Origin of the sequence: Leisingera sp. ANG59 (assembly GCF_013317235.1) — a bacterium.
GTDB lineage: Bacteria > Pseudomonadota > Alphaproteobacteria > Rhodobacterales > Rhodobacteraceae > Leisingera.
Map to the genome: position 1 here is coordinate 361,513 of NZ_WLCM01000004.1, position 12,598 is coordinate 374,110.

General features: G+C 63.0%; 12 protein-coding genes and 1 riboswitch. Of the genes, 11 read left to right on the forward strand and 1 reads right to left on the reverse strand.

Going from position 1 to position 12,598, the window contains the following annotated elements; all coding sequences use genetic code 11:
• The first annotated feature begins 85 nt into the window (after positions 1–85).
• From GKC28_RS06040 to rpiB, 10 genes are all read left to right on the forward strand, one after another.
• On the forward strand, positions 86–1,207 hold the full coding sequence (locus GKC28_RS06040) for a hypothetical protein (RefSeq protein ID WP_174145963.1): 1,122 nt from the start codon (positions 86–88) through the stop codon (positions 1,205–1,207).
• 80 nt (positions 1,208–1,287) lie between these two features.
• A complete protein-coding gene (locus tag GKC28_RS06045) occupies positions 1,288–1,623 on the forward strand; it encodes a hypothetical protein (RefSeq protein ID WP_174145965.1) in 336 nt (111 codons plus the stop codon).
• Between the two features lie 11 nt (positions 1,624–1,634).
• Positions 1,635–3,572 (forward strand): ATP-binding protein, encoded by a 1,938-nt coding sequence (locus GKC28_RS06050; protein WP_174145966.1) that lies wholly within the window; start codon positions 1,635–1,637, stop codon positions 3,570–3,572.
• On the forward strand, positions 3,572–3,790 hold the full coding sequence (locus GKC28_RS06055; RefSeq protein WP_174145968.1) for a hypothetical protein: 219 nt from the start codon (positions 3,572–3,574) through the stop codon (positions 3,788–3,790). The genes GKC28_RS06050 and GKC28_RS06055 overlap by 1 nt, the downstream gene beginning before the upstream one ends.
• A 171-nt stretch (positions 3,791–3,961) precedes the next feature.
• Positions 3,962–5,323, forward strand: coding sequence for a DUF6638 family protein (locus GKC28_RS06060; protein ID WP_174145970.1), 1,362 nt, complete (start codon positions 3,962–3,964; stop codon positions 5,321–5,323).
• Between the two features lie 174 nt (positions 5,324–5,497).
• On the forward strand, positions 5,498–5,764 hold the full coding sequence (locus tag GKC28_RS06065) for a hypothetical protein (protein WP_174145972.1): 267 nt from the start codon (positions 5,498–5,500) through the stop codon (positions 5,762–5,764).
• A gap of 11 nt (positions 5,765–5,775) precedes the next feature.
• Entirely contained in the window at positions 5,776–6,420 is a 645-nt protein-coding gene (locus tag GKC28_RS06070; protein WP_174145974.1) for a DUF1523 family protein, read from the forward strand.
• A gap of 299 nt (positions 6,421–6,719) precedes the next feature.
• Positions 6,720–6,919, forward strand: a riboswitch (cobalamin riboswitch).
• 104 nt (positions 6,920–7,023) lie between these two features.
• Positions 7,024–8,259, forward strand: a complete 1,236-nt coding sequence (locus GKC28_RS06075; RefSeq protein ID WP_174145976.1) for an aromatic ring-hydroxylating dioxygenase subunit alpha — start codon at positions 7,024–7,026, stop codon at positions 8,257–8,259.
• Positions 8,260–8,263: 4 nt separating this feature from the next.
• Entirely contained in the window at positions 8,264–9,349 is a 1,086-nt protein-coding gene (locus tag GKC28_RS06080; RefSeq protein ID WP_174145978.1) for a hybrid-cluster NAD(P)-dependent oxidoreductase, read from the forward strand.
• A 140-nt stretch (positions 9,350–9,489) separates the two neighbouring features.
• A complete protein-coding gene (gene rpiB, locus GKC28_RS06085; protein WP_174145980.1) occupies positions 9,490–9,939 on the forward strand; it encodes a ribose 5-phosphate isomerase B in 450 nt (149 codons plus the stop codon).
• A 30-nt stretch (positions 9,940–9,969) separates the two neighbouring features.
• On the opposite strand, the gene GKC28_RS06090 is transcribed toward rpiB, so the two are convergent.
• The gene (locus GKC28_RS06090; RefSeq protein ID WP_174145982.1) at positions 9,970–11,547 is read right to left on the reverse strand and encodes a DUF5928 domain-containing protein; all 1,578 of its coding nucleotides are present in this window, start codon (positions 11,545–11,547) and stop codon (positions 9,970–9,972) included.
• A gap of 142 nt (positions 11,548–11,689) precedes the next feature.
• On the opposite strand from GKC28_RS06090, the gene GKC28_RS06095 reads away from it, so the two are divergent.
• The gene (locus GKC28_RS06095) at positions 11,690–12,508 is read left to right on the forward strand and encodes a sulfotransferase family protein (RefSeq protein ID WP_174145984.1); all 819 of its coding nucleotides are present in this window, start codon (positions 11,690–11,692) and stop codon (positions 12,506–12,508) included.
• Positions 12,509–12,598: the final 90 nt, after the last annotated feature.

A 12,598-nucleotide genomic window follows, 5' to 3' on the forward strand; every position in this document is an offset into this window, starting at 1 on the left:
CCGCGGGTGGGGGCGTAGCGCCCGCCCGGGGGGGCGGCCGGGCGCTGTCCGTGCCGCAAGCGGCACGTCCGGGAAGGGGAAATGTATGACCGATCCCTCCCGCGACCACGCAGGCCTCAGCGATACCTTCGCCTCGCGCCGGTATTTCAAGAAGTTCGAGACCATCATCCGGCATCTGACCCGGGTAGCGGCGGCGATGCAGGCGGAGGGGCGGCTGTCGAAATCCGATGTGAAGGTGCTGACCGCCTACCTGATGCGGCTGAACTTCACCTTCCGTGCGCTGAGCATGAAGTACCTGATGGCCGGCCGCGACACGGGCCGCTTCTTCGGCAGCCTGGCGATGGACAAGCGCGACAGCGGCTTTCCGGTCGCGGCAGAGCTGATGACCATGGCCAATGACGCCCAGCAGGCGGAGCGGCACCTGTCCAATATGGCCAGCGAGGAACAGCTAAAGGACGATATGGTGCGCACCATCATCTCGGACCGGGCGGTGCCGTCGAAGCTGCAATTCGCGCTGTCGCAGCGGCTGTATTATCAGGAGCTCTTGAAGGGGCAGCTGTTCTGGACCCAGAACGATCCGGTCTGCGAATGGCTGGAAAACATCGGCGAGCGGCGGCGGCGCTTTCTGCTGCACTGGGCGGCCTATGACAGCCAGGTGAACCTGCCGGTGATCTACCTGATGGAGCTGGAGGACAGCGGCAAGGTGGCGCTGCCCAAGGATGAGCGCCGCTGGCCGGAGGTGCAGGCGCATCTGATGGCGCAGGCGCTGGCGGGGCTGAAACTGGTGACCATTGCCAAGGGGTTTGACGAGGATTTTGACGACCTCCACCCCAAGCATCTGCGCCGCTTTCATGTGGGGCCGATGTATTCCTCTGCCTATACCGAGCAGTCCGGGCCGCTGCACCGGGTGCTGGAGGAGGCGGAGGCGCCCGCGGGCCAGGACTGGGCGCTGGCCTGGACGCTGGAGGAGCTGGAAAGCGAAGACGTGCGAGAGGAGCGCGCGGGCTGGTTCGGCACCGTGGAGCGGGAGGTCTTTGCGCTTGATCCCTTTGGCGGGTGGGGCGCGGATACCGGTGCAACCCGGACCCAGCGCGCCATCATCCTGCCGCAGCGCCCGTTTCAGGTGCTGGCAGAGCTGGATCCGCCGGGGTTTGGAGATGTGCAGAAGTTCGTGGTGAGCGAGGCAGGGCAGGTGCTGCGGTATTAACACTTGTGCGTGTTGTGCGTGGGGGAGCCTCCGGCAGGAGTATTTTGGCAAAGAAGAAGTTTGTACTTGGTGGAGGTTAAATGCGGATTGCGGGCATACTGTCGCTGCTGGCTTTGACAGCAGGTTGCAGCGGGTACTTGGCTCAGGACTTGGATGAGTTCAAAGCGGAGACTTTAAGCCGCTACCCCGCAGGAAGCAGTGTCGAAGACCTGCAGCGTGGACTTAGTGGGCGCGGTTTCAAAGAAAGTGGCTCTGCTTTCAAATCAGCACCGCACCGGCCCAAGCCTTTGTCGCATTGCATGCGGAAGAGGCTGGCTTATGGCTTCTGGGCGGGAGGAAGCCGCTTGGTGTGCTACCGTGCCGAAACAGGGAAAATTGAAGAAATTGAGATTTATCAGTTGGTCGCGGGCCTCTGAAGGAGAAAGAGATGAGCATTTCAGGCAATCAGATGGAGCTGCGGGAAGAAGACATCCGCAAGCACTACGACGCGGCGGCAGCGATGCTGGAGGGGTTCGACCACACCCCGCGCATCGCCAAGCCGCAGGCGGAGGGCAAGGCGCCGGAGCGCTCGCCCGGGATTGCCCGCACGCGGCGGTTCCGCTCCACCACGCCGGGGCTGGTGACGCGCTCCACCGCGCGGCCCGAAGGGGTGCATCTGATTGCCCGCATCGAGGCGGCGGATGAGGATGATCCGCTGACCTCGCCCCTTCAGGCGACCTTGCAGCACGCCTTGCGCCGGGCGCTGGCGGTTTCGCTGGCGATGGGGGAGGCTTATGCGGATGTGTCCGGCCTCGCGGATCTGAAGCGGGCCAATCTGGCCGGGTCGCTGGATGCCGCGCGCAAGGGGGAGTTCACCGAACTGCTGGCGGCGGAGGCGCTGATTGCGGCGCATGTGTTTGCCAATGCCGCGGCTTATCTGCTGGCGCCGCATGGGTCCGAGGCGCAGGCCGAGGTGGGCGAGGCGGAGGAGCTGCTGACCGACAACGCGCCGCTGGCCTTGCACGGGGCGCTGTGGGAGCTGGACCAGAAGCTGGCGCTGCATGCGCCCGATGATGCGCATCTGATTGCGGCCACTGCGGCCTATGCCGAGCAGCTGATGGAGAAGGCGGCCTTGCGGGCCCAGAACGCACCGCGGCTGGAGGCGTTCACCGCGGCTTCTTGGCGGGTGGAGGCGGATGACCTGACCATCAATGGCTTTGAACCGGCGGCCAAGGCGAAGTCCACCACCCTGACGATGGCGTTCAAGAAACCGCATGAGGTGGTGGGCAACCATATCGCCAAATATCAGGCGATGCGGCTGGCCAAGATGCTGATGGCCTATGATTTCGACCGCCGCCTGAACCCCTTTGCCGAGATGGGCGGCTTCATCTTCACCTTCATGGGGGACGGTAAGCCGGGGACCGGCAAGACGACGCTCATTCAGATGATGGCGGGGCTGATCCACGACTATTGCCAGAACGCGGGCTATGCCTTCCGCTATCAGAACTTCGGCATCGACAATATCGACAGCTACCAGGGCAAGTCGGGGCAGAATGCCAAATCGTTCATCCAGAACGTGATCGACCCGGGCGTGATCGGCTTTGGCACCATCGACGACATCGACCAGATTGCGGGCAAGCGCGGCGACCGCCAGTCCTCGGCGGGCCAGCAGGAGGTGACGGCGGTGTTCATGGAGGCCTTTGCCGGCGCCAATACGGTGGTGCGCGGCAACTGCACCTTTGGCATGTTCTCCAACTACCCGGAGAATGTGGACGACGCGCTGCGCCAGCGGGCCGGGGCGCGCTTCCTGGTGGACGGGCCGCAGACGCGGGAGGATTACATCGACATCCTGACGCTGCTCATGGGCAAGAATCACAGCATTCCGTTGGGCGAGCACGATCTTTATGGCGCGCAGGAGATCAAGAAGGCGGTCGCGCGGTCGTTCGAGGCGCACAACCGCCCGCAGGAGCCGGGGCTGGCGGAGGTTTTTGGCCGGGTGCAGGATCAGATCGGCGAGCTGGATGATCTGGCCAAGCTTGGCACCTATCTGAAGGCGATCCAGGCAGCGGATGAGCGGTTCACCGGCCGCGCCATCAAGAACATCACCGATGCGGTCAAGGTCCGGGCGATGGATTTCGAGCTGCCGGATGAATGGATGGAGAACCCGGAACTGTTCCTGTTCAAGGACTACGAGACCAAATCCGCGATGATTGCCGAGCTGCGGGTGCCGATCACGGTCGACATGGTGGTGCAGGAGATCAACCGCTACGCCGACAGCGAGTTCCGCTATGCCGACAAGTCGGATGAGGTGGCGATTGAAAACATGGTGCGCGACTTCGGCCGCCAGGAAGAGGCGAAGAGGCGGTATCTGGAGGGGCAGGGGTGATGGCACTGCTGACCCGCTGGTGGATTTGGATGATCGTGCTGCCTTTTGCGGCCGGAACGATGCTGTTCTTTTTGGTCACTCGCCAAGGCCTGCCTGAAGACGCCATGTTCTATGCGGCTTGGGGGCAAAGCGTTGGAGCGTTTCTGCCAATTGGTGTCTTCTGTGGACTGCTTGCTTTGGTAGCGCGCTATGTTCTGCGGAAGAAGGAGGGCCGCTGACGTGAGCGTGTCGCGCAACATGAGGGCAGTGCCTGTCCGCGGGCGGAAGCGGAGCGCCCGCCCAGGGGGGCGGACGGGCGCTGCCCGAGCCGCAAGCGCCTCGGGCGGAGAGGTTGTACGCCGGTGTTCAATATGGGAGCGCAGCTTCCGTATTGCGGAAAGGAGGACTGCATGAAACGCCTCATCCAGCATGGCCTGATGTTCGGCAATCTCTTCCATGTGGCCTCGCCCGCGCTGGTGGAGCGCTATAACCGCGCGCTGAAGCATCTGACCGGCAAGACTACGGCTCTGACGGATTTCCACGTCGATATCTCAGGATTTTCGCCCGAAATAGGCGATGAGCTGGGGGATGATCACTATCTGAACCATGCGGGGGTGAACCGGCAATTCATTCTCTTGAGCACCGAGCAGAAGCGCTGCCCGCTGCTTCACGTGAAATTCTCCACCAGCCGCGACATTCTGCGCCGGTTCATCGAGGTCAACGAACGCCAGCTGTTTGCGCTGACCGCGACGGATGCTGTTGCCGGCGAGCTGGTGAATTCGGTGTTTGAGGTGTCCTCACCCGCGAAACTGTTCGACATCCGGCAGGTGCGGATCGAGGCGGATACCACCCGCGGCACACTGCGCCATGCGGACCACCTCGCGGAGCTGGTGGAGCGGTTCAAGACCGGGGAAGATGCCTGGTTCGATGACGCTCTGATTGCTGAGATGATCGCGACCGCGGAACAGACCGGCGATGTGACCCGCAATCCGGTGCATCTGGAGCATGAGGTCTTTGAGCAGGGCAGTTTCTGGACCGCGCATTTCGGCGGGCTGTACCTGTTTCAGGACGTGGAGCATCCCGCGGTGATTGCCAGCGGGGCAAAGCCCGAGGGCGTGCCGCTGCGCCATGTTTTTGATCTGTCCCAGAGAAATGCGATTGCCAAGTTCCTGGAGCTGAACGGGCTGGCAGAGCCGGTGATCCGGGCGCGCGGCGTCGATGGCGCGGCGATCCTGCGGCAGAAGATGGGGTTCCTGGCGGTGTCCGTGCTGACAGAAAAGGGCCGAGAGCTGACCGGCCTGTCACGGTCCGACCTGCGGCGGATGGCAGCGCGCCATGCGGATGAGCTGCCGGTGGAGTTCGAGGGGCTGGCGGCGCTGGTGCGCTGGGCCGAGGGCGGCGGCAAATGGCCGAAGATCACCTCGGACCATCCGGCCTATTTCTATTCCTTGCGGGCGTCGGACACGCCCTGCCGCGATCTGGTCAACATGCTGCTGGCGGAGCTGTGCCCGCATGATTTCCGGCAGTTGTTCATCTGCCACAAGGAGGAGTTTTACCGCCAGTACCGCGGCTGGCCGGAGACCAAGAAGGCCTATGCCGCGGAGTTCCTGGCGCGGGAGTATGCGGTGGACAAGGCCGGCGCGCGCGAAGCGCTGTTCGGGCACGAGCCGGATATGGAGGGGCGGATGCCAAGTCTGCCACGGATGCAGCGCAAGGGGATAGTTGAGCGGGTCGGCCCCTGGGGTGCTGTGAACCGGGTGAGGGGGCGATAGGATGGAGCGCTTTAAGAAGTATCATTCTTCCCAAGCCGCTTGCGGCTGGGTTCACGCCCGTCGCGCCCCCGTCATGCCGGAGGCGTGCTTTCAGCACGACGGTGGGCGTGAAACGCTCACCTTCGGGACGGGGCGCGAACCTGTGTTGGATGTGAAAACCCAGGAGCAACAGTGATGTTCGGTTTTATCCGCCTCGTCCTTATCCTGCTGGTGATCCTGACCGTGGTCTACGCCGCGGTGTCGCTCTATTCGCGCGAGATGCGGCGGCTGAAGCTCAAGCGGCGCTGGAAAGAGAAGGGGTTGACCGGCGACCGTGCGGCCTTCATCCAGCGGGGGCTGAAACAATACGACAACTCGTTCCGGCGCAAGCTGATCCTTCTGGTCTATATCATCCCGCTGGGGGCGCTGGCGCTCCTGATCTACGTCATTAACTTCATGTGAGGTCCACCCCCATGCGTTTCATCAAATGGGCTTTCCTGATTTCCTTCTGGGTGCTGTTCGGCGCCTTCCTGCACTACACGCTTCCGCAGTACGACGTGGTGCGGATCGTCAACACCTACGAGGAACGGCAGGAGCTGAACGACTGGACGCGGGTTTTCTGGTCCAAGCCTGACGACCAGTCGGCACAGCTGATCAACCGGGATGTGCAGTTCATCCAGGCGGTGCGCGCCAACGGCCGCAATATGGTTTACCGGAACGAGGACACCGGCTGGAACTGGCCGCCGTATTTCAAGTTCGACACCGCGAACCTGTACACGGACGCCAATGACAGCATCTCGACCAAGGCGAACCCGGAATGGGTGGCGGTGATGCATTACGGCTGGCGCAACGAGTTCCTGTCGATCTTCCCCAATGCGGTGACGATCAAGCCGGTGGCGGGGCCGGAAGACAAGCCAACCAACTGGTTCTCAATCATTTCCCTGGTGCTGCTGGCAGCGCTTCTGTGGGCCATCTATGTGCGCTGGCGCCGGTTCCGCCGGGCGCGGATCGACCCGATGATCGAAAGCGCCGAGGACAGCCTGTACGCGGCGGGCGACGCCATCGCCGAACGCAAGGGCCGGTTCCGGCGCTGGCTGGACACCTGGAAATCGAAGTGAGACAGGGCCGCCGGTCGGGCGGCCCTTTTTGCCTCCTGGCGCAAGCCGGCGATCAGCCGGGCACCCAGCACGTGAACCGGTGGCTTGCCCGGCATGTCACAGGGGCGGGGTCCGCCGAATCGATTCGCCGTTGCAGCCGGCGGTTAAGCGCATGAAAGATAAGCGCTTGCCGCAAACGGGCTGGCGGATGCCGGTTTGAGATTCTGGACATCCCTGTCCCTGCCGGCACGGCAAACCTGCATGTCTTTTTCCGGTTTTGGCGGGTCGGATTTGTCTCCGCCTGCGTAGCGGGATTGGGGCAAATTCCGCTCCAGCAAGGTGCCGCCCCTTGGGGCGGAGAATTGGGAAGCTGGTGAAACTCCGGCACTGCCCCCGCAACGGTGACCCCGGGCAAGGCATGGCAAAAACCACTGAAGCGCGTGCTTCGGGAAGGTGCCAGGCCCCGCCGCCGAATGGCCCCGGGACAGTCCGGAAACCAGCCTTGCCAGAAAACGTCAACCGCGGGCGGCGGCGGGGCGGTTGCGGGCGTGTGGCCTGCAATCCCTCTCCTCATGCCCGCACCAAGCCAACCTGCCGCGGGGATGCGGCAAAGGAGAGAAGCAGATGCTTCAGGACAGCGAGATCCTGGCCAAACTGGTGGCCCGTCAGAAAAACTACTCCATGGAACAGGCGTTTTACACCGATCCGGGCGTGCTGGATCTGGACATGCGCCAGATCTTCTACCGTGAATGGCTGTTTGCCATTCCCGCCTGCGAAATCCCGAAGGCGGGCAATTTCGTGACCCATCAGGTCGGCGCCTACAACGTTATCATCGTGCGCGGCACCGATGGCGAAGTGCGTGCCTTCCACAACGCTTGCCGCCACCGCGGCTCTGTTGTGTGCAAGGCCAAGAAAGGGAACTCGCCCAAGCTGGTCTGCCCCTACCACCAGTGGACCTACGAGCTGGACGGCTCGCTGCTGTGGGCGCGCGACATGGGCCCGGATTTCGATGCCTCCAAGCACGGGCTGAAACCGGTGCACTGCCGCGACCTGGCCGGCCTGATCTATATCTGCCTGGCGGATGAGGCGCCGGATTTCGATGCCTTCGCCGCGGTTGCGCGCCCCTATCTGGAGCCGCACGACCTGGGCAATGCCAAGGTCGCTTATGAAAGCTCGATCATCGAGAACGGCAACTGGAAGCTGGTCTGGGAGAACAACCGCGAGTGCTATCACTGCGGCGGCAACCATCCGTCGCTGTGCCGGACCTTCCCGGAAGATCCGTCGGTGACCGGTGTCGAGGGCGGCGAGACCCCGCCGCACCTTCAGAAGCACTTTGACCGGATCGAGGCGGCGGGTGTGCCGGCGCAGTTCCAGATCGACGGTCGCGGCCAATACCGCGTCGCGCGGATGCCGCTGAACGAAGGCGCCGAGAGCTATACCCTGGACGGCAAGGCGGCGGTGGCCAAAAAGCTGGGCCGGGTGCCGTTTGCCGATGCGGGCACGCTGCTGAAGTTCCACTACCCGACCACCTGGAACCACTTCCTGCCGGATCATTCCATTGTGTTCCGGGTGACCCCGATCAGCCCGACCGAGACTGAGGTCACCACCAAATGGCTGGTGCACAAGGATGCAGTGGAAGGTCAGGACTATGACCTGAAGCGGCTGACCGAGGTCTGGGTTGCCACCAATGACGAGGATCGCATCGTGGTGGAGGACAACCAGCGCGGCATCAACTCGCCCGCTTACCAGCCCGGCCCGTATTCCGAAGTGCAGGAAAGCGGCGTGATCCAGTTCTCCAACTGGTATGCCGACCACCTGACCCGCGCGCTGACCGGCCGCCACCTGATCGCGGCGGAGTAAGCGCATGGGACTGCAGGCCAATTTCGAGACGCTGGACGAGACCCTGGCGTGGAAGGACGACGAGATGCTGGAATGCGTCTCTGTCGTGCCGGAGGCACCGAACACCACCACCTTCAGCTTCCGCGCGCCGTCCGGCGCGTGGTTCAAGTATCAACCGGGCCAGTTCCTGACGCTGGAGCTGCCGGTGCCGGGCGGGACGGTCTGGCGGACCTACACCATCAGCTCCTCGCCGTCGCGGCCGCTGTCGATCTCGGTGACGGTGAAGGCGCAGGCCGACAGCATCGGCACCCGCTGGATGCTGGACAACCTGCGCCCGGGCATGTTCCTCAAGGCTTCCGGCCCGGCGGGCGTGTTCACTCTGCCCAAGCGGCCGAACGGCAAGTTCCTGTTCATCTCCGCAGGCTCCGGCATCACGCCGAGCCTGTCGATGACCCAGTATCTGTTCGACCGGGGCCAGTCGCCCGATGTCTGCTTCATTAACTGCGCCAAGCGGCCCAGCGAGATTATCGCCCGCCAGCAGCTGGAAAGCATGGCGTCGCGGGTGCCGGGCATCAAGCTGAACTTCGTGGTGGAAGAGGACGACCCCTATCAGGTCTGGACCGGTTACCGCGGCCAGCTCAATCAGATCATGCTGGGCCTGATCGCCCAGGACTATCTGGAGCGCGAGGTCTACTGCTGCGGGCCCGAGCCGTTCATGCAGGCAGTGCGCGACATGCTGAACGGCCTCGGCTTCGACATGGAGAACTACAACCAGGAAAGCTTTGGCGCACCGGTGGAAACCGAGGCAGACGCGCCGGAGCTGGACGATGTGGTTCCGGAAGAGACCGCTGCCGCCGAGATCAGCTTTGCTGCGTCGGGCGTCACCGCAACCTGCACCGAGACCGACACGGTGCTGGCGGTGGCCAAGGCCTCCGGCCTCAACATCCCGTCGGGTTGCACCTTCGGCATCTGCGGCACCTGCAAGGTCAAGAAGACCGCGGGCGACGTGCATATGGTCCACAACGGCGGCATCTCGGAGGAGGACATCGAGGCAGGGTACATCCTGGCCTGCTGCTCCAACCCGATCGGCCGGGTCGAAGTGGAAATCTGACGCCATGGAGGGCCTTCGCGGGCCCTCCCATTTTTGCTGGTCCGGCGGCTGCGGCAACAAAGTGATTGACGCCGCGCCCATCCCTTGGTCAACACGGGGCGAAGCCTCATACCCCCGTTGCGACACAGGACCACCAGACCATGACTGCCAGCAAACGCATTGCCCTTTCCAGCGACCACGCCGCCATCGAGCTGCGCAAGGCCGTTGCCGCCCATATCGAAGCTCAGGGCTGGGAGGTGCAGGACATCGGCCCGCAGACCCCCGAAAGCACCCATTACCCCAAGCACGGCGCCGCCGCGGCGGAGCTGGTGGCCTCCGGCGAGTGCGCGCTTGGCATCGTCCTGTGCGGCACCGGTCAGGGCATCATGATGGCGGCCAACAAGGTGAAGGGCATCCGCTGTGGAGTCTGCTCCGACACGTTCTCGGCCAAAATGATCCGCGCCCACAACAACGCCAACATGCTGTCGATCGGCGCACGCGTGGTCGGCGAAGGGCTGGCGCTGGAAATCGTCGATGCCTTCCTGGGTACAGAGTTCGAAGGCGGCCGTCACGGCACCCGCGTTGACATGATCAAGGCGCTGGAAGACTGAGTTTCTTCTGCGCGGCGAAGCAGCCCCGTGTCAGTCTGCAAACAGATGGCTGGTCCCGGCAACCTGCCGGGCCTTGTCTTCAGCCAGGCCGAGGAAGCGGCTGAGTTCGCCCGCGTTTTCCTCCGTGCTGCTGCTTTCCCGCATCTTGTAAAGCTGACTGAAGCCCGCATCGCGGATGCGGTCGCTTTCATGCAGGATGTCATTGCGGATCGTTGGCAGCAGCCGCTCCAGCGTCAGCTGCGGCGTTTGCTCTCCCGCCAAGCCGACCCGGTGGGCATGGCCGATCAGGTAGTCGTCGCTGAAGTCGCATTCGATGTGCAGAAAGCGCGTCGATGACCGGTCCGAATGAAAATCATTCATCAGGTCGATGGCACCGGGGTCCAGGCAGATGATCAGCTGGTCGGATTCATAGTATTCGAACAGCATCCGCGTCAGGGCGCGGCGGTGGCGGGTGCGTTTCATCAGCGCCGCCTGAATGCCACCGAGGTCGGGCAGCGGGGTGTCTTCCTCGTTGAACAGGTATTCGATCGCCGGGATGTTGGTGACCTGGCGGATCTGCTCCAGCAGGCGTTTCGCGACATGCCATTTCTTGCAGACCACGATCAGCAATTCGCGCTCGCGGCCCAGGGTGCTTTCGGTTTCCCAGAACCGCGGTGCAAACCGGCGCCCGTCGCGGCCGCGCTGGGCCAGGAACTTGTAGAGGCTTCTGCCTTCATTGGAGATCTGGAACTCCACCCCCTGCGCCGCATAAAGCCGCCCGAGCCGTGACTTCAGCTCCTTGGCCTCGGGGCTGATCTTGCGGGCGAACAGAAAATCCTGGCTAAGAAGGAGGTCGTAGTGATCGTTGTAGAAGTTGACCGGCATCCCGTAGTCGGTGAACATCAGAAAGGTGAGGGTGCGGGCCTCGATTTCCGCCTCCGGGATGAGGTGGCGCACCAGGGTCTGAAAGAAGGTTTCATCCGGGATCCAGGTGGTGCGGAAGAAGCGCATCACGTCGCGGCGCTTGCGGATGAACCCCAGGATCCATTCGACGGTGCGGCGGCGCAGGCACCACCACTGGCTGCCGATCTGCACCTGAATATCAGCGGGAATCTCACGCTGCAGCCCCAGCCGTTTCTGCAGGCCGTGGCTCCAGTAGAACAGCTGCTTGTGCTTGCGCTCGTTGAAGAAGTGCCGGTAGATCAGCCGGTCCTCCTTCATGCCGGTCTTGATCCAGTCGCTTTCGAAGAAGTCGAAGCTCTCGATGAAATCCTTGTCGTGCTCGTCAAGGAACCGGTGGGCGTATTCCGCCGTTTTCACCGCCATGCAATCGCCCGACAGCATGTAGAAATGGGTGGCGCGCGGAAACTCCTCCACGGCGCTGCGCAGCGCATGCAGCGTGGCCTCGACCAGCGACCATTCCCCCCAGCCGCATTTAATCCGCTTTTTGGCAAAAGCGACGTTGGGGTTGTCCGCCAGTTCCGACCGGATCCTCTGGTAGTCTTCCGGCGCCGCCCGCCCGTCGAAGTGAATCGCCATGCAGTCGCCGGCCGCGGTCAGCCGCTCAGCCTGCTGGATGATCGCGTCGGGGTCTTTATGGCACAGCAGAATATATGCGATTTTTGCCATGTGGGGGACGGACTGCCTTGTTCTGCCTGATTGTTTACCTTGATAAGCGCGCCGGGCACACGAATAAACCAGATAGTTCCCGTTTCGGTAAACATATGCGATTACTGCTGGGAACAGGCAAAGAAGGACAAGAGGGCAGCAGATGGGGTTTCCCGGCACCTGGATGACGGAAAGTGAGAGTGTGGTCTACCGGGTGGTGCCGAAATGCGCCTGCTCGACGATCGGGCAGATCCTGTATTACTCCGATCATGGGCGGTTCTTTGACGGCGACATTCACGATGCCAAGAACGGCCTGCACAAATGGGCGCTGGAGCACAGCCAGGAGCCGATCACCCGCAATGTGCAGGGGCAGCGGTCCTATGCGTTCACCTGCGTGCGCAATCCCTACACCCGTATCCTGTCGTCTTTCTTTGACAAGATCTGCGGCATCCAGCGCAACGGCCGCCGCTACCGCGGCAATCTGGTGCCCAAGCTTGCCTATGAATACGGGATCGAGGTCGGCGGCGATGACGGCAAGCAGGAGTTCGACCAGATCGCCAGCTTCCGCCGGTTTTTGCTGTTCGTGCGAGACACCATCCGCTGGCGCCGCCCGATGGACCCGGACATCCACTGGTCGGCGATGTCGGGGCATGTGTCGACCTTCATCCATAACGGCGGGCGCTACAACCGGATCTTCTGGACCGAGGCGTTCAATGACGGGATGCAGGGGGTGCTTGATGCGATCGAGACGCCGCATCCGGTGGACTTGGCGGCGATCCCGCGCTTCAACGAAAGCGAAGGCCACGGCCCCAAGCGCGCCCATCCGGTCGAGGATTACTTCGACGACCTGTCGATGCATCTGGTCTACGAAATCTACAAGCGCGATTTCGAGCTGTTCAAATACGATTTCGAAAACCCGGCCAACAAGATGCCGGTGGGGGAGATCGACCTGGACGAGGTGCACGCCAAGCTGGGGGAGTAGGCGGACCGGGGTGCGAGGGGGAGCTCCCGCGCCTTCGCGCAGCATCAAAGATGCAGCTCAAAGCCTTGGGCCGGGCGCCGCTGGCGCGGC

What these genes read in the sequence shown, in the direction of transcription:
- GKC28_RS06040 (WP_174145963.1), top strand. Translation starts at nt 86, where the DNA reads ATGACCGATCCCTCCCGCGACCACGCAGGCCTCAGCGATACCTTCGCC.
- GKC28_RS06045 (WP_174145965.1), top strand. Translation starts at nt 1,288, where the DNA reads ATGCGGATTGCGGGCATACTGTCGCTGCTGGCTTTGACAGCAGGTTGC.
- GKC28_RS06050 (WP_174145966.1), top strand. Translation starts at nt 1,635, where the DNA reads ATGAGCATTTCAGGCAATCAGATGGAGCTGCGGGAAGAAGACATCCGC.
- GKC28_RS06055 (WP_174145968.1), top strand. Translation starts at nt 3,572, where the DNA reads ATGGCACTGCTGACCCGCTGGTGGATTTGGATGATCGTGCTGCCTTTT.
- GKC28_RS06060 (WP_174145970.1), top strand. Translation starts at nt 3,962, where the DNA reads ATGAAACGCCTCATCCAGCATGGCCTGATGTTCGGCAATCTCTTCCAT.
- GKC28_RS06065 (WP_174145972.1), top strand. Translation starts at nt 5,498, where the DNA reads ATGTTCGGTTTTATCCGCCTCGTCCTTATCCTGCTGGTGATCCTGACC.
- GKC28_RS06070 (WP_174145974.1), top strand. Translation starts at nt 5,776, where the DNA reads ATGCGTTTCATCAAATGGGCTTTCCTGATTTCCTTCTGGGTGCTGTTC.
- GKC28_RS06075 (WP_174145976.1), top strand. Translation starts at nt 7,024, where the DNA reads ATGCTTCAGGACAGCGAGATCCTGGCCAAACTGGTGGCCCGTCAGAAA.
- GKC28_RS06080 (WP_174145978.1), top strand. Translation starts at nt 8,264, where the DNA reads ATGGGACTGCAGGCCAATTTCGAGACGCTGGACGAGACCCTGGCGTGG.
- rpiB (WP_174145980.1), top strand. Translation starts at nt 9,490, where the DNA reads ATGACTGCCAGCAAACGCATTGCCCTTTCCAGCGACCACGCCGCCATC.
- GKC28_RS06090 (WP_174145982.1), bottom strand. Translation starts at nt 11,547, where the DNA reads ATGGCAAAAATCGCATATATTCTGCTGTGCCATAAAGACCCCGACGCG.
- GKC28_RS06095 (WP_174145984.1), top strand. Translation starts at nt 11,690, where the DNA reads ATGGGGTTTCCCGGCACCTGGATGACGGAAAGTGAGAGTGTGGTCTAC.